The 21,242-nt window shown below is 60.5% G+C and carries 20 protein-coding genes and 1 pseudogene; all 21 read right to left on the reverse strand.

Annotated elements, in window-relative coordinates; all coding sequences use genetic code 11:
- Window positions 1-98: 98 nt before the first annotated feature.
- Window positions 99-857 (reverse strand): SDR family oxidoreductase, encoded by a 759-nt coding sequence (locus NUV99_11080; GenBank protein ID MCR4420634.1) that lies wholly within the window; start codon window positions 855-857, stop codon window positions 99-101.
- A 38-nt stretch (window positions 858-895) separates the two neighbouring features.
- Window positions 896-2,194: a TRAP transporter large permease gene (locus tag NUV99_11085; protein MCR4420635.1), complete on the reverse strand. Its 1,299-nt coding sequence runs from the start codon at window positions 2,192-2,194 to the stop codon at window positions 896-898.
- A gap of 874 nt (window positions 2,195-3,068) precedes the next feature.
- Window positions 3,069-3,995: a TRAP transporter substrate-binding protein DctP gene (dctP, locus tag NUV99_11090; GenBank protein MCR4420636.1), complete on the reverse strand. Its 927-nt coding sequence runs from the start codon at window positions 3,993-3,995 to the stop codon at window positions 3,069-3,071.
- A gap of 336 nt (window positions 3,996-4,331) precedes the next feature.
- On the reverse strand, window positions 4,332-5,138 hold the full coding sequence (locus NUV99_11095; GenBank protein ID MCR4420637.1) for an SDR family oxidoreductase: 807 nt from the start codon (window positions 5,136-5,138) through the stop codon (window positions 4,332-4,334).
- A gap of 51 nt (window positions 5,139-5,189) precedes the next feature.
- On the reverse strand, window positions 5,190-5,633 hold the full coding sequence (locus NUV99_11100) for a hypothetical protein (protein ID MCR4420638.1): 444 nt from the start codon (window positions 5,631-5,633) through the stop codon (window positions 5,190-5,192).
- A 297-nt stretch (window positions 5,634-5,930) separates the two neighbouring features.
- Entirely contained in the window at window positions 5,931-6,416 is a 486-nt protein-coding gene (gene coaD, locus NUV99_11105) for a pantetheine-phosphate adenylyltransferase (protein ID MCR4420639.1), read from the reverse strand.
- Between the two features lie 200 nt (window positions 6,417-6,616).
- On the reverse strand, window positions 6,617-7,222 hold the full coding sequence (locus NUV99_11110) for a TetR/AcrR family transcriptional regulator (protein MCR4420640.1): 606 nt from the start codon (window positions 7,220-7,222) through the stop codon (window positions 6,617-6,619).
- A 331-nt stretch (window positions 7,223-7,553) separates the two neighbouring features.
- Window positions 7,554-8,303, reverse strand: coding sequence for a TRAP transporter large permease subunit (locus tag NUV99_11115; GenBank protein ID MCR4420641.1), 750 nt, complete (start codon window positions 8,301-8,303; stop codon window positions 7,554-7,556).
- A 20-nt stretch (window positions 8,304-8,323) separates the two neighbouring features.
- On the reverse strand, window positions 8,324-8,617 hold the full coding sequence (locus NUV99_11120) for a TRAP transporter large permease subunit (GenBank protein MCR4420642.1): 294 nt from the start codon (window positions 8,615-8,617) through the stop codon (window positions 8,324-8,326).
- 29 nt (window positions 8,618-8,646) lie between these two features.
- A complete protein-coding gene (locus NUV99_11125; GenBank protein MCR4420643.1) occupies window positions 8,647-8,832 on the reverse strand; it encodes a hypothetical protein in 186 nt (61 codons plus the stop codon).
- A gap of 112 nt (window positions 8,833-8,944) precedes the next feature.
- Window positions 8,945-9,919, reverse strand: coding sequence for an FAD binding domain-containing protein (locus tag NUV99_11130; protein MCR4420644.1), 975 nt, complete (start codon window positions 9,917-9,919; stop codon window positions 8,945-8,947).
- Window positions 9,916-12,204 (reverse strand): xanthine dehydrogenase family protein molybdopterin-binding subunit, encoded by a 2,289-nt coding sequence (locus NUV99_11135; protein ID MCR4420645.1) that lies wholly within the window; start codon window positions 12,202-12,204, stop codon window positions 9,916-9,918. Before NUV99_11135 ends, NUV99_11130 begins: the two co-directional genes overlap by 4 nt.
- Window positions 12,197-12,748: a (2Fe-2S)-binding protein gene (locus tag NUV99_11140; GenBank protein MCR4420646.1), complete on the reverse strand. Its 552-nt coding sequence runs from the start codon at window positions 12,746-12,748 to the stop codon at window positions 12,197-12,199. Before NUV99_11140 ends, NUV99_11135 begins: the two co-directional genes overlap by 8 nt.
- A 112-nt stretch (window positions 12,749-12,860) precedes the next feature.
- The gene (locus NUV99_11145) at window positions 12,861-13,469 is read right to left on the reverse strand and encodes an indolepyruvate oxidoreductase subunit beta (GenBank protein MCR4420647.1); all 609 of its coding nucleotides are present in this window, start codon (window positions 13,467-13,469) and stop codon (window positions 12,861-12,863) included.
- A complete protein-coding gene (gene iorA / locus NUV99_11150) occupies window positions 13,466-15,247 on the reverse strand; it encodes an indolepyruvate ferredoxin oxidoreductase subunit alpha (protein ID MCR4420648.1) in 1,782 nt (593 codons plus the stop codon). Before iorA ends, NUV99_11145 begins: the two co-directional genes overlap by 4 nt.
- A 77-nt stretch (window positions 15,248-15,324) precedes the next feature.
- On the reverse strand, window positions 15,325-16,386 hold the full coding sequence (locus NUV99_11155; GenBank protein MCR4420649.1) for a 2-hydroxyacid dehydrogenase: 1,062 nt from the start codon (window positions 16,384-16,386) through the stop codon (window positions 15,325-15,327).
- 43 nt (window positions 16,387-16,429) lie between these two features.
- Window positions 16,430-16,600: pseudogene (locus tag NUV99_11160) on the reverse strand (SDR family oxidoreductase).
- Window positions 16,601-16,735: 135 nt separating this feature from the next.
- A complete protein-coding gene (locus NUV99_11165; protein MCR4420650.1) occupies window positions 16,736-17,713 on the reverse strand; it encodes a LuxR C-terminal-related transcriptional regulator in 978 nt (325 codons plus the stop codon).
- Window positions 17,714-17,882: 169 nt separating this feature from the next.
- Window positions 17,883-19,190: a TRAP transporter large permease gene (locus NUV99_11170; protein MCR4420651.1), complete on the reverse strand. Its 1,308-nt coding sequence runs from the start codon at window positions 19,188-19,190 to the stop codon at window positions 17,883-17,885.
- A 60-nt stretch (window positions 19,191-19,250) separates the two neighbouring features.
- Window positions 19,251-19,739, reverse strand: a complete 489-nt coding sequence (locus NUV99_11175) for a TRAP transporter small permease (GenBank protein MCR4420652.1) — start codon at window positions 19,737-19,739, stop codon at window positions 19,251-19,253.
- Window positions 19,740-20,062: 323 nt separating this feature from the next.
- Entirely contained in the window at window positions 20,063-21,181 is a 1,119-nt protein-coding gene (dctP, locus tag NUV99_11180) for a TRAP transporter substrate-binding protein DctP (GenBank protein MCR4420653.1), read from the reverse strand.
- Between the last annotated feature and the right edge of the window lie 61 nt (window positions 21,182-21,242).

Genomic DNA, 21,242 nt, shown 5'->3' on the forward strand with positions numbered 1-21,242 from the left:
GGTCCACCCACAGCGCCCTGCCCAGGTACCCGTATCCCATCACAACCTCCCCCTTCTAGACGGCAACAACGGTACGACTCGCCTCAGCCCGACCCCAACTATATGGTTGAGCCGCCGTCCACGAAGATCACCTGGCCTACTATGTCTGCGGATACTTCCGAGGCTAAAAAGGCCACGGTGTTGGCCACATCCTCCGGCTCGGTTCCCCGGCCCAGAGGAGTTTCCGGCAGGAAGCGCTTCCTTATGACGTCCTTGTCCCCTTTGACGAAATCGGTGTCAGTGGACCAGCCCGGGGCCACGCAGTTCACCCTTATGCCCGAGGAAATAAACGCCTTGGCCAATTGCTTGGTGAACACCACCAAGCCAGCCTTGGCCATGCTGTACGTGGAGACCGCCGGATGGATTACCCTGACCGTCCCGGAGGCGATATTGATTATGTTGCCACGTTTCTGGGCGATCATGGCCGGCAGCACCGCCTGGGTACAGAGCAGGGCGGCCTTGAGATTAAGCGCCAATTCTCGGTCCCAAGCCTCCTCGTCTTGCTCCAGAAAGGGCCGCTGTTCCAGCATGGCCCCGGCGTTGTTGACCAGGATGTCGATACGACCGAATTCTTCCAGGACCTTGTCCACCATCTTCACTACCTGGGCCCGATCGGTCACGTCCGCCGGCACCGCGAGACAACGGCGACCCAGAGCCTGTACCTGGGCCGCCGTATCCTCGGCCCGTTGAGCCCGTAGGCTGTTCACCGCCACCTGGCAACCCTCTCGGGCCAAGGCGAGGGCAATGGCGCGGCCGAAACCATTCGGGCTTCCAGCTCCGGTTACAAGGGCCACCTGATCGCCAAGGTTTAGGTTCATGATCGCTCCTCCTCACCTGTCAGACTGTTTCTGGGCGGTTACCGCATCACACTCGGCAAGTACAGGGCCAATTCGGGTACCAAATACAGCACGCCCAATGCTATACACATGGCCACAAAGAACGGTACTATAGCGGAGAACACCTCCTCCAGCCGCGTGTTCGTAATGCCGCTCACAACGTAGGCCACCATGCCTACCGGAGGCGTTAGCAGGCCCATCTCACCCACCAGGGTAACCATTACGCCGAACCATACCGGATCGGCCCCCAGGCTGGCAACCACCGGAAAGACAATCGGCATGGTAAGCAGCATCATGGCCAGGGTATCCATGACGCAACCCAGCGCAACGTATATTGCCAGGATAGAGATCAGGATTGCGTGGCGCGAAACCGCAAGTCCGGCTACCCATCCCTTGAAGTAGGCTGCAAACCCCGCGGCCGCCAGGAAATTCGAAAATATCATTGCGCCTATTGTAATCGTCAATATCATACACGTGTGCGTCACGGCCGTCCTTAGGGCACTGGTGATCAGATCTAGGGCAAAACCGCGCTTGGCCAGCAGCAGGGCTAGGGCTCCCGCCGCTCCTATTGCTCCCGCCTCTGAGGGCGTACATACACCGAAGAAGAGGCTCCCCATCACCAGGACGAACAGAATCAGCGCCCCTGCCACGCCCCGCAATGACCGTACCCTCTCGCGCAACGGAATAGCCGGCCCCGCCGGACCGAATTCCGGCCTGCGCCAACACAGAAAGGAAATAATCGCTATATATGAGGCTGTCAGTACAATACCCGGCAAAATCCCCGCCACGAAGAGTCGAGAAACGGAAGTACCAGTTAGGAATCCGTACACGATAAAAGCCATGCTAGGAGGGATCAAACTGCTCAAGCTTCCCCCGGCGGCCACAGCACCGCATGCCAGCCGTCGATCATACCGAAGCCTTACCATCTGGGGATAGGCGATCGTTCCCATTGCCGCCGCTCCGGCCATACTTACGCCACAACACGCCCCGAAGGCGGTGGAGGCCAATACGCTCGCTATTGCTACCCCACCCCGGAGCCTTCCTACCCACTTGTACGCCGCCTCGAAGAGTTCCGCACCCACCCCGGAATAGAATACAAACTGGCCCATGAGTATGAACAGTGGCAACGAAAGCAGATTGCTGTTCGTAGCCCAGGTATAGGGGGCGCTGCTCAGCAGGGACAGCGCCGGCCCCACGCCTTTCACCAACAGCACGCCCGCCGCGCCTGCCGTGGCGAAGGCAAAGCCTATCGGCATCCCGACCAAAATAAGGACAATAAATAACGCGAACCCGATGGCGCTGACGAATAGCTCCGGCACCTTCTACCTCACCTCTACTCCCTCAGTCTGCATGGCGCTTACCGTCACCAAGAAGGGAGTATAATACCTCCCGAGCCAACTGTGTAAGGATGAGAAGAGAACCGACTGGTACCAAAAAGTAAGTAAAACCTATCGGGATATCTACGGTTTGTAAGGTTCTTCCCTCGGCGTAGTTCGTTGCAGCGATGCGCCAGGACTGTTGGGCAACAACAGCAAACAACACTAGCAGGAGAATTCTTACTATCTGCTCGAGTACCGTTCGGGCCCGTGGGGGAAGCCTCCTGGTGAGCAACTCCACTTTGACATGCTGCCCCTGCGACTGCGTGGGCGCCCATCCCAGGAGCACAACCAGGCCCATCATGATTGAACTTATCTCTAGCGCCCCCAATATCGGCCGGTTAAGCGCGAATCTACCAAACACGTCGCACGTACCGAGTACCATGATAGCCGCCAGGGTAGCGGAACACATATACGTTGCGTATCGGTTCAGACGCCCAACCACGCGATCTATTGTTGAAAGCAAGTCCCGGTTCGCTTCTGGCCGCATCATCGCCATCCCCTTCTCAGTCTGATGACGGGGCATGCTGCCTGCACGCCGGCCCCTCGCCTTTATCCGACCGCAACTGACGCGGCCTTCGGTTACCGGAGCCCACTGGGTGCCGGGGTGCCGGGGCGCGAAGGCGAGGTGACGGTGTCTCGCCATCGGAGCTTCCGGTTCAGTCGCTGCTAGGCGGGAATGCGACACCCCGCCTTCGGGAGCCACTGCACCACGGCCACCTTGAGCGATGGCGACGTCCGGTAGACGGGTATAGACGGGTACCGTCCGGCCGGATTCAGGACACGCAGTACCGAGGCCGGCGCGAAAGTCCGGTTACTACTCCGGAAGCGGATAGCCGTATGCGGGCTGGTCCACTCCGAGTTCCTTCAGGCTGTTATAGAACTCGTCTGCCACCTGCCTGGCCGGCAATCCTTTGGCCTCATTTTCCGCTATCCATTCCTTGAAAATGCCAGCGCAGATTTCCTCCAGTTTCGCTTTGTCTGCATCGCTCCAACCGATAGATTGTCCGGTTGTGCTCAGGAACTTCTGCATAGCCTCTTCATACTCGTCTGCTTGAGCCTTAGCGATCATTAGAGAATACTTTCCGTCTGCATCCATGTCATCGATAATCTTCTGAATGTCTGGCGGCATCCGATTATAGACGTCCTTATTCATTGCTACTATATGCATGACTCTGAACATTCTCACCGGTTCGATCAAATATTTCACCCATTCATGGACGCCCGCACGATAGAGGCTAATACCGGTCACTAGCTGACCCTGAATTATGCCCCTTTGATACATCGCGGATAGCTCAGGAGGAGGGGCAAAAACCGGCACGGCCCCCAGTGCTTCCAACAGTTTTACCCGGGCCCCGCCGCCGGTACCTATTTTTACGCCCTTCAGATCAGCTATGTTCCTGATCGGCTTGACAGTAAGGAGGTCCTCTGAGGACGCGGAAACGAACACAAAGAGCACCTTGACGTCGGCGTACTCCTTGTCAAAGTACCCCTTATCCCACACTTTGCGTATGGCTTTGGTGGCTACGTCGGCTCTCACCTGCCTAAAGGGTAGTGATACTACGTCCGACAGGGGGAATGGCTTGTCGGTATCTTGGGGTACAAAGAAGGCTACATCGGCAAGCCCGCTCGTAACCGCATCGTAAGACTTATCAATCGAGGCTAGGGCTCCGCCATGCACCACCTCTACCTTGAGCCTGCCACCAGTTCGCTCTTCAAGGTCTCTCGCCCACGTTTCGAACACTGCCGAACCCCTATTGATGTCCGGGGGCTCCATCCAATTCGCGAACGTAATCTTTTGCGGCGCGGATGTAGATGCAGGCGTGGATGCAGATGTAGATGTTTGGGACGAGTTAGACGACGAACAGGCAGAGCAAGCGATCGCAGCTGCAAATACTGTTAGTGTCAATAGCGTAAGCATCTTGCGTGGCTTCGCGTTCGAAACGCGTAATCTAGGCATTACTCTCAACCCCCAATGTGTGACTCGATGTCCCGCTCCCAGGATGCCAACGATGCTCAATTGGGATCACCTCACGGAAAAGTTAGGGAAGTCTATCTCAGCGTTGGGTAAGGTCGACCCTCAAGTGTTTTTGTTTACGCCAGCCCCAAACGCGTCTACGATACCAGTACCACCGTCTACCAATATGACGGCTCCCGTAATATACGAAGCGTCACTACTCGCCAGGAAGGCGCATATTCCCGCCAACTCATCGGGAGTGGCTGCCCGACGAAGGGGAATGTTGGCGAACCCGCTCCCAAGCAGGGAATCCATCGTGGTACCCAACTTCTCGGCGAGTTCCCTGAAATGCCCTTCGGACATCGGGGTTCTGACAAACCCCGGGCATACCACGTTGCACCTTATGCCGTACGGCCCGTAGTCTAAGGCGACTTGCTGGGTGAGCCCGATCAATGCGGCCTTCGATGCACAGTAGGCCGCTGACGCAGGCATGGAGCGGACGCCCGCCAGGGAGGCAATGTTGACAATTGAGCCGCTGCCCGCCTTGATCATGCATGGTATCGAGGCCTTCATGAGCATGAAGGGACCCGTAACGTTAACCGCAAAGGTCCTCTGCCAATCCTCCAAGCTGATCTCCTCAAGTGTACCCCCCATATCAAGGGCCGCGCAGTTCACTAGGATATCTAGCTGCCCCCCAAAGGACAACGCCGTCGCCATCATCCGCTCAACGTCCTCAGGTCGTGAAACGTCTCCTGAACACTTTACTACCGCTCCGCGAGGAAGCGAATCCGCAACCTTGTCTAGGTAGGCTTCGCGACGCCCGACAATGCACACTTTCGCCCCTTCGGCGACAAATCGCCTCGTAATCGCGGCCCCTATACCGGAGCCGCCGCCTGTCACGAGCGCCATTTTCCCTTCCAGACTGCCCATTGTCCAACTGCCTCCTCTGTCCTTGCCTTGCCGTGAGGTCTGCGGCCCTTCTTAGCCTTTCTTATCGACCCCTTCCTTCCACCCCTCCTTATAGGACCCTGTACCAAGCATGATAGCCATCTCGATATGCGGCCGGGTACACCGCCTCCATGTTACCGGGCCGTGCTTAGTTCCGGCAGGGATGAACAGCGCGGAAGTACGGTCAAAAACCAGGGGCTCTCCGTTCACCACAAACTCAATCTCTGCACCAAGATCTTCGGGATCGTACGGGTTGCTGCCAATGTGTAGTACTATTTCGTTGTAGTCATGGCTGTGCTCAAAGATGTGCGGATTGGGCTCGGGCATTGCCCAAATCCATCCCACCTCCATGTATACGTTACAACCAGGTACAAGTTCATTGCTCATCAGGGTCATAGATGGATTTGCTCTACCGGTAATTTTCATCTTGGGACCCGCTTCATAGATAGGTTTTGTAACTAGCCGATAGCCTGACATTAACGATCCCCCCATCGATTGTTTCTGCGCAGTCACTCCCTGCTAGCAGGCCGGCAGTTTAGCATCAGGTCTTCTCCCCAATACCTAGGCCCTTCCGGTTGATCGATTACCCGCCCAGTTGTCGACCAGGTCATTATCCCCTCCTTCCGGACATAATCCAATATCTTCTTTTTGAACTGGCGTCGTAGCCTCGGCTCCTTGGGACGGAGGTCGTTTGGTAATGGCGTAATATTCCCGCAGTACCTAAGATACCTACGCTTCAATGCAGTACAGCTCGCCAGGGTGCCGGAACGGGAGCTATGAGGTTTGGCGAAACTTAAGCTTTAGAGCACTCTCTACCTCCGGGGGCACCAGGTTGGAAACCGACCCGCCCAGGGAAGCAACCCGCTTGACGATGCTGGAACTAAGAAACGTATAGTTGTCGGTGGTCATGAGGAAAATCGTCTCTATTTGTGGACTCAATCTCTTGTTCATCAGGTATACCTGGAACTCGTACTCAAAATCCGAGACTGCTCGCAAACCGCGAACGATGGCACACGCCCCTTGGGACCGCACGAAATCTACCAGCAATCCCTCGAACCCTTCCACACGCACATTTGCGAATTCCGCCACAGCCGCCCGCACCAGCGCCACTCTCTCGTCAAGACTAAACAGATTATGTTTATAGGTATCCGCAGCCACACCAATGATCAGTTCGTCAACCAGCTTGGCGGCCCGTTGGGCGATATCGAGGTGCCCTTTGGTAATTGGGTCAAAGGTTCCCGGATACACAGCTCTTTTCACCCATAGTGCCCCCTCTCGACCGGCGTTTTCGGCTACTACAGACCCCTCCAGGTTTTGATCCAACCCCAGCGAGTACGGATCGCCGTCACCAGCCTTTCCGGCGCTGTTACCCTTATTTGGTCTGTGAGGGCAGTCTACGGTGGAAACCGCTAAGCCTTGGCTTTCCGGCCGGATACGGGTTACTAGACGAGCAAAAGGGCCTAGTCCCGTCGTGCATCCGATTGAAGGGCCCGTACTGCGAACTCGGCATAGGTCTTGGCTATTTCTTCAGGAGGAATCTCGCCTTGGGGGTTATACCATTGAACCAGCCAATTACACATCCCGAGAATCGCGAAGGCGGCTATCTTGGGATCCACCGGCCGAAACTCCCCGCCGGCCACACCATCCCGAATAAGGTCCCGAAAGATTTGTACATACCTTTCCCGCGTCGGCCTTAGCACCTCTCGGTAGGGCTCGTCAAGACAGTCTCGCTCCAGGAGTAGGACGGTGACCACTTCCAGGTTCTGAGCCATACCCAGAATGTGATTGCTTACGGCCAACCTCAGTTTCTCGGTAGCGGAGATAGGCCGCCGGTATATCTCCTGCAGGCGGGGATATACCTCCTCCATCGGTTCGCGAAGGATCTCAAAAAGCATGTCTTGCTTGCTGCCGATATGGTGAAATAGCGTGGACTTGCTAACACCGAGCTCACGGGCGATCATCTGGGTAGAGGTTCCATGATAGCCGTGGACTCGTATTAGTTTGGCGGCTACTCTAAGTACTTCTTTTCGGGTTAAGAACGGCCGCTTAGCGGGTTCCTCTGGCACAGTGATCCAGCCTCCCGATCAGGGACTCCCCTTTGAGCGCGAAGGGGTCCTACAATCTCTCCTGTGAGTGCAAATCTATAAGGGAGCATGATCCCCTGTTTTCTTGGGCTCCCAGAATAGTTGAACCTCCTCGGTTGCAGCATCTTAGTTCCGCCGGATCCGTCTACCAGTTACCGAGACTTGATGCTTAGGAGCTAAGTCTACACCACATGTTTATAATACTATCCTAGCGCCGGACGTACTAGCTGGCCGCTAAGGACCCAATGTGTTGGCGTCTACCAGTCACTTATCCGTCCTGGAACCCGCCCGCCAGATTTATCTGCCCATACGGTTAAGGCCTCAGCACAGTGGGTAGAAAGGTGGCGATTTGGGGAACGAGGCACAACAACACTAGTCCGGCGCACATTGCTACAAAGAAGGGTAATATGCCTCGGAAAACTTCTTCTAAGGGGGTCCCAGTTATGCCGCTCACCATGTAGGAGACCATGCCTACCGGAGGTGTTATGAGCCCCATTTCGCCGGTCAAAACGCAAATCACGCCGAACCATATTGGGTTGAAGCCTAGGGCCATAATCACCGGAAAGATTATGGGTACCGTTAGTAGCTGCATGGAAAGGGCGTCCATTACGCATCCCAGAGCTATGTACAGGAGCAATATGCCGACCATAACCACATGCGCCGAGAACGGCAACTGCCCTACCCACTCCCTGAACACCCCTGAGAAACCGGCCACGGCCAAAAACTGACTAAACATCATGGCGCCGATGGTAATTGTCAATACCGTACAGGTAGTGGCCGTGGCTGACTTTAGGGCAAGAACAATAAGGCGCGTATCGGATCTTCGCTTGAGCAGCAGAAGTACTAGCCCCCACCCCAGGGCCCCAAGGCGCCAGCCTCCGTAGGCGTACATACTCCTAAAAGGAGACCGCCCATTACCAATTATGAACAGCACCAGAGCCCCGGACACCCCTCGGAGGGACTTCATGCGCTCTCGCAACGAGAAGCGGGGAGCGGCGGGACCAAGCCGGGGGTTACGGGCACACATGGTGGTGATGACCATAGAATACAGACCGGTCAACATCAGGCCCGGGAGAATACCGGCTATAAAAAGTCGGGAAATGGAGTATTGGTAAGCACGCCGTACATGATGAAGGCCAGGCTGGGCGGGATCAGGCTGCTCAACCCTCCTCCCGGAGCGATACTACCGCTAGCCAATCGCGGGCTGTACCCCAGCCGTACCATTTCCGGATAGGCCACCGAACCCATAGCCGCCGCTCCGGCCACGCTGACCCCGCAGCAGGCCCCAAAAGTGGCGGACGCCAACTGGGTGGCTACGGCCAAGCCGCCGCGCACGCGACCAACCCATTTGCCGAATCGGGCAGATCCCCCCTTCAAGCATCAAGGCTCTTCGCGGCCTTCCGCCTCTACGCGCCGTCCCGCAACCTGTAACGGTTGCTGAAAGAAGCGGCCTTTCGCCTGGTAGCCCTTTCTGTCTTGGTCTCTTTAACTACCGCAACCGCAATGTTGTCGCCATACACCGGGCACCAGCAAAGCCCCACCGCCGCGGCCAGTAAAATGCCGCGACCAAACTGGCTGGCCACCACCACCACCGCAGAATCCGCCCCCCAGGGCCATCCCCACGCTTTCCCTAACCGGCACCTTCTTCAGCATTTCCGCGGCCAGTAGGCCAGCCTCCCTCCCGGCGCAAGTTGATATATACGGTCACTCACCCAGCAGGGCCCGCTTGACCAGCGCCTTGGTCAGTTCGATCTTGTAGGCATTCCCGCTGAGGGGCCGGGCCCCGGCCAGGGCCGCCTCTGCCGCCCGGGCCACGACCTCCGGCTCCAGGGGCCTGCCCCGAAGCAGTTCCTCCGCCGCCGGGACGCGCACCGGGCCCGGAGCTATTGCCCCCAGGATCAGGCGGCATTCGGCTATTACCCCGTCTTCTTCTCTCACCACCGCGGCCACGCTGGCCACGGCAAAATCGATGGGCCGGCGCAGGGTGAACTTTAGGAAGCGCTGCCGGGCGCCGGCAGGGGGCCGAGGCAGGTCCACGCCCACGACTATTTCCTTGGGCTCTAGGTTCTTGCCCAGGGGATGATAAAAGTCGGTTACCGCTGCCCTTCTTTCGCCCCCAGACCCCACGATCCTGACCCTGGCCTCCAAAGCGGCCAAGGCCACGGCGGTGTCCGAGGGGCAGACCGCATAGCAGCGCCTGGCGCCCATGAGGGCGTGGTAGCGGTTGTCGCCCTGCGGCGCATAGCACTTGGTGCCGCCCTTACGGGCGCAGGGCAGACTTCCGCCGAGCTGGGCCGGGTAGCGGTAGTACCAGCAGCGGACTTCCTGGCAGAGGTTGCCGCCCAGGGTGGCCACGTTCCGGATCTGAGGCGTGGCTACGGAGTAGGCGGCCTCGCCCAGAGCGGGGTACTCAGTTCTAATAAGGGGCGAGCGGGCGAGATCGGCCAGGTTTACCAAGGCGCCGAGGCTAACGCCCTCCCGCTTCTCTTCGATCCCGTCCAGTCCCGGTACGGTTTTGAGGTTGATTACTGCCCGGGGGTAGCGGGGCAGGCAGTCGGCTTTAAGCAGGCCCAGGAGGTCGGTGCCCCCGGCGCTGAGCACCGCTTCGCCCGGATAGGCCTGTAGCAGCTCCAGGACCTCGGCGATCGAGCGGGCGTTGAAGTGTTCAAAGGATCTCATCCGGCCTTCATCCCTTCGGACTTTACTTTCCCCAGGGCCTCGAGCACCCGTTGCGGCGTCACCGGGTACTCGGTGATCCAGGTGCCCAGGGCGTTGGAGACGGCCATCAGCACCGCCGCCGGGCCGGGGGAGGTGGCAATTTCGCCTATACCTACCGCCCCAAAGCGGTGGCTGGGAAAGGGGGTTTCTAATACCACGTTTTCGATGGGGGGCAAATCCGCAAAGGTCCGCCACTTGTAGTCGATCAAATTGCAACTAAGAACGTGTCCGGTTCTTCGGTCGAGCACCGTTTCCTCAAAGATGGCGCTGTCGATGCCGGCCGATCCCAGGCAACCGTTGAGCTGGCCGCGAAGACCCAGGGGATCGATTATCTTGCCCACGTCAGTGGCGTTCACCACCCGGAGCAGCTTTACCTCCCCGGTTTCGGTGTCCACCTCCACCTCTACGAAACTCATCAGGCAATTGGCCAGGCTGTAATCGGGCTCAAAACGGCCGTAACCGACGATGGTGCGGTCCACGCCCATGGCCTTCCAGGAAAGCCGCCGTCCGGGATCGGCCTTCACGAAGACTTCCCCGTTTTCCGTGTCCAGCTCCTCGGGGGCCGCGCCCAGCTTGGGGGCCAGGAGCTCAAAGAGCTTGTTCCTGGCGTCTTCCGCCGCCCGGATGACGGCGCTACCGATGGCGTAGGTGCCTCGGGAACCTCCCGGGCCCAACTCATAGGGCGTTATCAGGGAGTCCGCCGGCGCCATGGTCACCTGCTCCGGGGGCAGTTGCAGCACCTCGGCCGCCATCTTGATGTAATTGCTCCGGTTGCCGGTGCCGATCTCGGTGACGCAAGAGAAAATTACGGCCTTTCCTTCCGGGTGGAGCCGCACCAGAGCCTCGGAGGCGTCCTCGCCGATGTCCGCGTTGCCGTGCACTCCAACTCCTACCCCTACGCGCTTTGTCCCGCGGACCTCCGTGGGCTTAAGCCAACCTTTCCACTTCTCTTTCCAGCCGAAAACCTCCGCTCCCTTTTCCATGGCCGCGGTGTAGTCCACGCCCCGGTAGGTGTACCAGCAGCCGTCCCGCCAATAATAGCCGTCGCCGGGTTTAATATAGTTTTTCTTAAGGAATTCAAACGGGTCTAGATCGAGCTCCGCCAAGGCCCGGGATAGAACCGGCACCAGGGCACATTTGAGCTCCTGGCCGCCAAAGCCCCTCACCATGCCCGAGGCGGTGCGGTTGGTGCAGACGATGGCGGGCTTGAGGTCCCAGTTGGGGCAGCGCAGCATGATCTGCACCTCGCCCAGGCCCACCGCCACCTGCGCCTGGGTGGTCACGGAGTAGTAGCCGGTGTCTACGTACCACTTCCCGGCCACGGCGGTCACCGGGCCGTCCCTCTTTAGCCCCACCCGGGCCTGAATGCGTAAGCTCGGGCGGAGGACAAAGGCCGCCAGGTGTTCCTCCTTGCTCATCACCATTTTCACCGGCCGTCCCGTGGCCCGGCTGAGCAGAAGGGCGTAGCAGTATAGGGGCCAAGCCATTATCCTGGAGCCGAAGCTCCCGCCGCAGGGCAGGCCGATGGTCCTCACTTCTACCTCTCTATTCAGGACGTGGTAAAGGATGATCTTGTCCGAATACGGAAACTGGGTGGACAGCCACAGGGTGGCCCGGTTGGGCTCCTCCCAGAGGGCGATCACTCCGGGCGGCTCTGCCGGCAGGGGATTGGGAAGGCCCTCGTAGGCGGCGGTGCCTTCCACCACCACGTCGGCTTCGGCCAAGCCCTTTTCCACGTCGCCCATGACCAGTTCTTTCAAGGACTTGGGGCCGAAGAAGGGCACACCCGGCGTGACCACGTTGCCCGGGAACTCGGAGTAAAGCTGGGGGGCGTCGGGTTTAAGGGCCTGGTCGATGCTCAGCACCGCGGGAAGGACTTCGTACTCCACCTCGATCCGGCCGAGAGCCTCCCGGGCGACCTCTTCGCTGGTGGCCGCCACCAGGGCCACCGCGTCGGCCACGAAGCGCACCTTGCGGTCCAGAACCCGGGTGAACCGCGGCGTGCCGCCCCTCCAGGTGGGGGGAGCGTCTTCGTGGGTTAGAACCGCCTTTACCCCTTCCAGCGCTTCAGCCCGGCTCTTGTCGATGCGCTTGATAACGGCGTGGGCATGGGGGCTTCTCAGAACCCGGCCGTAGAGCATGCCCGGCATTTCCAGGTCGTTGAGGTAGCACACCTTGCCGGTTACCACCTCCACCGCGTCGCGGCGCGGAACCGGCCGGCCGATGAAGCGGTAATTATCACCCACTACCGTCACCTCCGATGCCGTGGGCGGCCGCCTGCACGGCCTCCACTACCTGATAATGACTGATGCAGCGGCAGAAGTGACCGGATAGGGCTTCCTTAATCTCCTCTTCCGTGGGTCGGGGGTTTTCGTTCAGCAGTGCCCGGGCGCTCATGATGATCCCCGGGGTGCAGAAGCCGCACTGGAAGGCGCCGTGATCGATGAAAGCCTGCTGCAACGGGTCCAGCTCCCCCGTGTTCGGGTTCTGGAGCCCCTCAATGGTAGTAATTTCCCGGCCGGCGCATTCCACGGTCAGCAGCAGGCAGGAGAGCACCGGCTTCCCGTCCATCAGCACGGTGCAGGCCCCGCAGCCGCCGTGGTCGCAACCGATCTTGGTGCCCTTTAATCCCAAGGTTTCCCGCAGGGTGTGGGCCAGGGTGTGGGCGGGATCCACCTGCTGCGGGCCCCGGCCGACCTCCAGGGTATAGGGCCGGCCGTTCACCTTCAGGGTGATCTGCCTGGCCTGGGCTCCGTTCACTCGGACCTCGGTTGGTTTGCCCTCGGCCATAGATTTCCTCACCCCCATACGGCCAAAATCTGACGGTCTCGGCTCCACCACGCATCGATGGCCTCGCCAGCCGAACTAAGGCATAAGCCTCGGGCTCTAGAGGGAACCGCGTTTAGGCGCCAATCCGTGGCGCGCTCATGCCTCGGCCAACCAGGAAGGCTTGCTGATTCAGTTCCACGAACCGCTCCGGCACCCGCCGGGCAATGACCTCCAACCAGACCTCTTCCGGCACCCCCAGTTGTAGCGAGAGCAGGCCCAGGAGCACCGTCCCTGCCAAGGCGGGGTTGCCCAGCCCTATTGCCACCTCGCTGGCCTCGGCCCACCGCACCTCTGCCCCCCGAGTCTTTAGCAGATCCTCCACTTCCTCGGGCTCCGGGTAGCGCGCCTCCCCCAGGTTTACCGCCGGCGGGTAAACCCGGTAGCGGTTCACCAAGGCCTTGCTACCCGGCCCCAGAAAGTGCGCCCACCTTGCCGCCTCCAGCATTTCAAAGCCTACCAGGTAGTCTACCCGACCCGGCTCTACCAGGGGCGAGTGCACCTTTTCCGTCCAGCGCACGTGGGTTTCCACGCTGCCTCCCCTCTGGGCCATGCCGTGCACTTCGGATTTTTTTACGTCGTATCCGGCCGCCAGGCCTACTTCGGCCAAGAGATCGCTGGTCAGAATGATCCCCTGCCCTCCTATGCCGGCGAGCAGGAAGTCTTTCTTCGCCTTAGGTGTCATTGACTGTCTCCTCCTTCCCCGGCCGGTACTATGGCCTTCCGACCGCATACTTGGGCGCAGAAACCGCAGCCCACGCAGAGCAGGGGGTCGATGGCCATTTTGCCGTTTACCTTGATCAGGGGGGCGCACCCCAGTTTGCGACACACGCCGCAGTCGTTGCACCGCTCGGGGTCCACCCGGTAGGCGGGCTTATATTCCCTGGTCAGCAGCACGCAAGGGTGCCGGGCCACCAGCACCGAGGGCTCGTGCGAATCCACGTGCTCCCGGATCAGCTGGCGCAGGGTCTTGAAGTCGAAGGGATCGACCACGTCAACCTTACGGAACCCTACAGCCCGGGCCAGGTCCTCCACGGCCACGGCTACGGTCTCCTGCCTCAGAAGGGTGCGACCCGTACCCGGGTGGTCCTGGTGCCCGGTCATGGCGGTGGTGCGGTTGTCTAGGACGATTACCGTGGTGGTCCCGCGGTTGTAGAGCACGTCGATCAGGGGCGGGATACCGGCGTGGAAGAAGGTGGAATCGCCGATGATGGCTGCCCGTCGCTCCTTTACTCCGGCGTGGTCCGCGCCGTGGGCCACGCCGATGCTGGCCCCCATACAGCCCGAGGTATGGTAGCCGTTAAGCGGGGGGTTGACGCCCAGACCGTAGCAGCCGATGTCTCCGAATACCAGCACGTTGTATAGTCGTAGGGCGTAAAACACCGGCCGGTGGCCGCAGCCCGGGCAGAGCATGGGCGGCCGGGGAGGCAGTTGCACCGCCGGGGCGGGGCTAGAAGCGGGTTCCTGGCCGCCCGCCCCCGGGGGCAACAGGCCCGCCTTGCGTGCGCACTCCCGCACCAGGCCGGGGCTTAGCTCTCCTACGGCGGGGAAGACGGATTTGCCCCGGCACTCTATGCCTAAAAGCCTCACCTGCTCCTCCAGGAACGGGTCCAGTTCCTCCACCACCAGGACCCGCTTTACCGCCGCGGCAAACCGCCGGATTTTTTCCTCCGGCAAGGGCCAGGTCGTGCCCAGTTTCAGGAAACTGGCCTCGGGGAAGACTTCCCGGGCGTACTGGCAGGCTACGCCGGCGGCGATGATGCCCAGTTCCGGGTCGCCCATTTCGATGCGGTTTATCTCCAATTCCTCGAAGTACTCCGCCAGCCGCTTTAGCCGCTCTTCGATTATGGGGTGCCGCTTTCGGGCGTAGGCCGGCACCATGACGTACTTGGCCGGGTCGCGGCGGTAGGGCCGGGACTCCGTCGGCGCAGGGGCCGGGGGGTCTTCCCGTTCCACCGGGCTCTTGGAGTGGGAGATGCGGGTGGTGCTGCGCACCAGCACCGGGGTGTCGAAGCGTTCGCTGATTGCAAAGGCCAGTTTGGTGAATTGCTTGGCCTCTTCGCTGTCCGCCGGCTCCAGCATGGGTACCTTGGCGAAACGGGCGTAGTGGCGGTTGTCCTGCTCGTTCTGGGAGCTGTGCATGCCCGGGTCGTCGCAGGTTACCAGTACCAGGCCGGCTTCGATGCCGGTGTAGGAGGTGTAGAAGAGGGTTTCGGCGGCTACGTTGAGCCCCACGTGTTTCATGGCCGCGAGGGCCCGCCGGCCGGCATAGGCCGCTCCCGCGGCCACGTCCGCGGCGACCTTCTCGTTGGGGGCCCACTCGGCGTACACCCCCGGGTAGCGGGCAAGATTTTCCAGGATCTCGGTGCTGGGGGTGCCGGGGTAGGCGGCCGCCACCCGGACCCCCGCCAGGTAGGCGCCGTAGGCGATGGCTTCGTTGCCGGACATGAGCTGTTTGGGCATTTGCTCCCGCCTCCCTCCAAGGATAGGGGTTGTTTGTGGCTCGGTGGTTCGCCCGCCGGCGGCGCGGCCGGCTCCGGCTAGCGCCTAGGCCGGTCCAGGCCGTTGACTACGTATTGGGGCGGCTCGCCCCGGGCCACCCGGGCGATGTTCTCGATGGCCTTCTTCACCCCGCGGCCGAAGGACTGCCGGGTCACCCCGGCCAGGTGGGGGGTGAGCAAGAGCCGGTAGCTAAGCTCCGGGGCCAGGCTCAACAGGGGATGGTCCGGCGGCAGGGGCTCCTGGGTGAAGGTGTCAATAGCCGCGCCGGCGATCCGGCCTTCTTCTATGGCCCGCACCAGGGCCGCTTCGTCCACCAGACCCCCCCGGGAGGTGTTGATCAGCACCGCCCGGGGCTTCATTAGGGCCAGCTCCCGCTCGCCGATTAAGTTTCGGGTCTGGGGCAATAACGGCAGGTGCAGGCTCACGATGTCCGCAGTGGACAGGAGTTCCTCCAGCGACAGGTAGCTAACACCCAGCTCCCGCTCTAGTTCGGTTTTGCGCTCCACGTCGTAGTAGACCACCCGGCTGCCGAAGGCCAAGGCGAGTCTGGCTACCCGCTGGCCGATGTTGCCCAGGCCCGCCAGGCCCACCAGGCTTTCTCCCAGCTCCTCCAGCCCTTCGGCGAGAAAAGCTTCCCGCACTTCCTTCCAGCGGCCCTGGCGCACCGCCTGATCCCCTTCCAGGACCCGGCGCAGAAGCAGGATGATTATGCCGATGGTGAACTCGGCTACGGTGGTGGCGTTGATACCCGGCGAGTTGGCCACCACTACCCCGGCTTGGGCCGCGGCCTCCGTATCTACGTTGTCGTAGCCCACGCCCACCATTTGGATCATCTTCAGGGCGGGAAGCTTCTCCATTAGGGAGGCCCCCACCACCGGATAGGGGGTGAGGAGCAGGAACTGGGCGTCCTGCCCGGCGGCGGCGATTACCTCCTCGCCAAAGGCGTCCTCCCGCTCGCCCAGGTAGCGGACTTCCCAATCTGGCGGGAAGTCCACCCCGGAGGCGGCCAGTCGATTATAGGGCAGGGTGCTGACTACGCGCACTACCGTTTCCTTTGGGACTTGGGCACGGTCCATAGTGATCCCCCCGTTTTCCGGCAAGGCAATCCTCCTCCCGCCAACGGACGCCAAGTCTTAAGTCCACCTATGAAGGGGCCTCTGTGGCTCGGGCTCCCGCCATAGCCCCCGAGTACGGCTGCAGCGGCAGGCCTCCGGAAACCGGGATACAGGCACCGGTTATATAGTCCGCCCAATCCGAGGCCAAGAAGACGGCTGTACAGGCTATGTCTTCCGGCCTGCCCATCCGCCCCAGGGGCGTAATCCGACCCAGCCGCTCGAAAAAGCCCTCTTTCTCAGTCACAGCCTTGTTCGGCGAACTTCACGGCGATAGCCCGACCTATTCCCGTGGCTCCTCCGGTCACCACCGCTACCCGCCCGGCAAGGAGCATGGCTAACACCTCCTCGTGCTGAAATGAGCCTTGGTTCCGGAAGCCTGACCATCTGATCCCGACCGCGCGGTCCGCCCCCGGGGCGACCTCTCGCCGGTATTGGTGATAAATGTTTGGTTGGAAGCGGATGCTTCCTCGTCGCAAGCCCAGGCCCCTACCCGTGCCTCCTGGGAAGGGTCTGAGCCGGGCAAGACACCTTCCAGGCCAAAGGCCTCACCTACTATCGCCAGTAGTTCGCCACGCGTGGGAATGGAGGTACACCCGCCCCCCAGTATCCTCGCCGTCTCCCACAAACGCTGCCAGGCATTTTCAAAGGTGTCTCTCAGCCCGCCCCGGTAGAGATAGTCGGCTATGGCGGCCAGCACTACCTGCTGTCCGCCCTCACGGACCCGGTAGTAGGCCCCCCTGACCGCACGCCGCCCGCGGGTGACGATGGGGAGCCAGACCGGAGCGTAAACATCCTCTCGATCTACGGCCAGGAGGCGTATCCTCCCCTCGGTTTGCAGCCGCGTTAGTACCGGCTGCAACCAGAGACGCTGAACCCCGGTGACCTTCAGCAGAACACCGTCGCGCCTGGAGTACACCAGAATAAGAGCGGCCAGCCGGCGGCCTCCGGCAGCCATCTTGGCCAGTTCGGACGCCGAAGCGGAGCGCCCGTCGGTTCCCTCTGCCGTTTCACCTGGTCCTCGCCCCTCCGGGTGGTCAGCGCTCCTACCCTGACCTACCTCCGGTTCGGCATGGTGGCTTGGGGCGTCGTCTTTCGGCATTGCCGGGAGATCCCTAGAAACGAAACTCTCGACATAACCGACCTTCCATCGGATGCGTCGCCGCAAGGTTTTCACCGTGCTGACCGAGATTCCGAGGGCCGCGGCGATGGCGTTTCGGCCCAGACCTGCCTGCGCCAGTTCGATAATCCTGCGCTCTAGGTTCGTTAAGCCCATTCGTCTCAAGGCTTCTTCCTCGAAAACTATAGCCTTCATACCGGCGAACCTCCCGGTGATGCCGGAACCTCCGGATACTGAAACATCCTGCCGCCTCCTATGCCCTAGTTCTCGGCCCCTCCCTGCGCTCGCCCCACCGCGAGTTCAAGTCATGGTTCATGGTCACCCCCGCTGGCACGGAGTATAGTTACTTCAGCACCAAACCTGCTTACCTCATCGTGGCCGGGAGTAGTAGGGATAGCTCGGGGATGGTGAGTACCAACACCAGGCACAAGACCATCGCCATCAGGAAGGGCAGCGCCCCCTGGAAGATGGTCTCCATGGGAATACGACGTACCATTCCGGACAGGATATAAACATTCATCCCTATCGGCGGGGTGATTAACGCCGTTTCGATCATGATCACCACAAAGACGCCAAAGACGATGGGGTCTATGCCCACCGCTTGGATAATAGGGACAAAAATCGGCAAACTGATGGTCGTAAGCGCTACAGAGTCCATCAGGCACCCGCCGATTAAGTAGAAAACAAAAATGAAAAGTAGGAGAATGCGCGGTGAGATGGCCAGCCGGACCGTTTCTGCCGCCAACGCCATGGGTAGACCGGTTTGGGCCAGGAATACGTTGAACAACATCGCGCACGCCAACAGTGCGCCCATCATCCCGGAAATGATCACCGTCTGCCTTAAGACCTCCAAGCATTTTTTCGCCGTGAGGGTCCGCCTGGCCAGGCCGAGAACGATCGAGGCGATGGCCCCTATACTCCCCGCTTCGGTAGGCGTCACCAATCCCCCCCAAATCCCCCCCAGAACGACCACGATGATTACAATCATCCCCCACAGGGATCCTAGACTTTGCCAGCGCTCTCTCCAGGATACACGCGGCCCGGGGGGGCCAGCTTCCCGATCCAGGCCACACCAAATGGCAATTGTAGCCATAAACAGGCCGGTAAGGAGCAGCCCGGGAAGTATCCCCGCGATATACAGCTTGCCGATCGACTCCTGAGCAATAATCCCGTAAACCACGAACGGGATGCTCGGCGGTATTAGGATGCCTAAAGTAGCACCGGCAGCAATGGACCCCGTGGCCAGCCGGGGCTTATACTTGTACCTCTCCATCTCCGGAAGGCAGGTTGACCCCAGAAAACCAACCGAGGCACTGCTGGAACCCGTACAGGCGGCAAAAACCGCACAGGTGGCGATGCTGGCCATGGCCAGGCCCCCGCGCAGGTGCCCCAGCCACCTTTGAAAGGCTCGGTAGCCGTCCTCCGCCACTCCCGAGGCGGCGGCGGCACTACCCATGAGCAGGAACGCCGGGATGACGCTCCAGGTATAACTGCTAATGGTACTGACGGCCTGGTAGCCCAAGGCCATAAGCGCCCCCTGCAGACCGTTCGTCAAGAGTAGACCGACGAAGGCCACCAGGGCCAGGGCAAAGGCTACCGGCACCCCGATGGCGAGAAGCGCGAATAAGAGTACGAACCCCCATATCCCCAGGCTTATGGAATGCGGCTCCATTTTCCTTAACCTCCCGGACCGGCTAAGAGCGAACCCTCCAGTTTCCTCCCGGTGCCACATTCATTCGCTTTGACCGCGGCCATGCTCGGTTGCCAGCAGGAGCACCAGGCACAAGACCCCGATACCGGCCGCGAAGACGAACGGAACGTAGGGCACATGCAACAGACCGGTGAACAAGGCATTGGTAGGCTCGACAAACTGCCAATAATAGGCCCGGTAAATCAAGGCTATACCCAGAGCCAGGCAACCCACTGCGCTACCGACCCGTCCGACGGTGACCAACCCGGAGCGCGCCCGACCCGGCATTTTGTTCAACAATACCTCTACGTTAGGATGTACGCCGGCAATATGGGCAGGGGCAAAGGATAGATATATTACCAAGAGCATCCAGACCTCAACCAGCTCGAGCGTACCGACGATTGGGCGGTGCAACAGGGTCCTGCCCAAGACGTCGGCTCCGGTGAGCGCTACCATGGCTATGGCCGTCAAACCGGCAACCCACGTCAGTCCCCCGGTTAGGCGCCGGGCCACCGTTCCGAGCCATCTCATCTGTAGGCACTGACCTCCCTCTATGGTTTTGGGACACGCCGCTACCCATGGCACCGGCGCGGCTTCGGCCCTCCAGAGGCCTAGCGGCCGCCTCCACCGTCGCCGGCGGCGAGTTGGGCACCCGGCGAGGCTCTAGGTACTCGGTGGAACCAGGACTGCCGGCGGAAACTGGGGATAACTCAGGCCCGGTGGAGGCTCGTGGGCGAGACTCCACCTAGGAGGCGAAGCCTCACCCATCCCAAACCCTCCAGGTTCGGCCTTCGGCCAAGCGCCGTCCCGGTTCTGCCGCCCTCCTCGGAGGACGCCGTCCGGCTTAGGTCTTCTTACCGGCTAGCGCGGAATTCCTCGGCGGTTTGTTCGGCGATCTCCACTACCTTCCGAGCCGGTAATCCCTTGGACTCTAGCTCCGCTATGGTTTGCTCGACAATGGTGCCCATCACCTTATCCCATCGCGCCTCTTCTTCCGGAGAGAGCTTGATTAGCTCACCCCCGCCTTGGATAAACGCCTCAATGGCTTCGGTTTCCAGCTGCATTTCCCGCCCGGTAAGCCGCGCCGTAAGCTCGGGTTTGAGCTCCTCTATCGCCGCCCGCACGTCCTCCGGCAGGCTGTTCCACTTGCGTTCGGTCATGAGCGCCGTCTGCATTCCCCTGGTCAAGGGATAATCGACCCCGTATTTTACTACTTCTGCCCACTTGAATTTCTTCAGCGCCGCTATACCCAGTACCCCTCCGTCGACTACCTTACGCTCCAAGGCCGTATAGACCTCCGTCGTGGTAACCGTAGCCGGGCTACCGCCCAAGCCCTGGACAATCTTGAAGCCAGTCTTGCCCGGGGCCCTTAACTTGAGGCCCTTCAAGTCCTCAAGGCGGGTAACTTTTTTGTTGGTGGTGAACAGCAAGTTGGGCGTGATAACCTTCCAGCCCACGACCTTGTACCCTTTATATTCCTCCAATAATCCTTGGGCGAGCAATTTATCCAGAACGGCTAATTGGAAATTGTAGCGATCTTCCTTACGGGTGACTCCTTTCTGCCTGGCTATCATCGACCCGAGAGGACTATCCGTAAAGAGATCGCTACTTATGGGAAAGCGGCCTACCAGCGCCGGGTTGGTGAAAAAGGCAACGTCGGACACCCCTGCATCAAGTGCTTCAAGGGAGTCGGTATTCTTATGCAGCCCTTCGGCATAGTAAATCTCCACCCGCACCTTTCCGTTGGCACGCTTGCCCAATTCTTCTGCCCACCATTTCCAAACGTCCTTACCACCGGCGCCGGAGTACGGGTCCTCCGGCTCAAAGGTATTGACCTTGAGGACCACGGTCTCGGTCTGGCCGCTCGGCGTGGCGGCTCCCGTACTCCCGGTGGTGGGCGCCTTACAGCCTGACGCCAGCAGAAGCAGGGCCAGGCAGACCGCTCCCACAGAGGCGAATCGTCCGTATCCCATTGTTTTCCCCCCTCGTATAATTTGACCTGCAGGTTATCAAGGAACGCCGACACAGGCAACT

This window comes from Clostridia bacterium (genome assembly GCA_024653205.1).
In the GTDB taxonomy this organism is placed as follows: Bacteria; Bacillota; DSM-521; order Neomoorellales; family SLTJ01; genus JANLFO01.